The 529-nt window shown below is 46.7% G+C and carries 1 protein-coding gene; it reads left to right on the forward strand.

From position 1 onward, the window contains the following. The coding region (locus ACS8FC_RS20660) for an MFS transporter (RefSeq protein WP_439298160.1) at positions 1-529 on the forward strand (529 nt) is incomplete at both ends.

Raw genomic sequence — 529 nt, forward strand, 5'->3', positions numbered from 1 at the left:
TACCGTTATCCCGACGTGGACTGGGTTTTTAATCGGTACTTTATTGCTGACTCTAGCCATTGGCTTTGCTAATACTTTAGCAGCGCCTGTCATCAAGCAACGTACTCCGCAACATATTCCGCTGATTACGGGTTTGTTTAGTTTAACCATGACAGTGACCGCAGGGATAGTTTCAGGCATCGTCCTCCCTTTGTCTGAGCAAGTAGGCTGGCAATGGGCGCTGGGTGGCTGGACGATTTTGGGTATTTTTGCGTTATTGATTTGGTTGTTTTTGCGTGTGCGTCTTGGCTCATCAAATCATCAACCCGTTGTCTCGATAGACCCAAACGCCTCTGATATTTCGATGTGGCGCACGGCTTTTGCGTGGCAGATTGCTATTTTCATGGGGCTGCAATCATTACTGTTTTATACCGTTGCTAGTTTTTTGCCCTCTATTTTGGTTAGTAAAGGGCTATCTGCCGTGAGCGCTGGCCAAATGGGTTCTGTGTTTCAGTTTATGGCACCCATCTCTATTTTGAGTCTGACATGG

Source organism: Psychrobacter sp. 1Y4 (assembly GCF_051847555.1).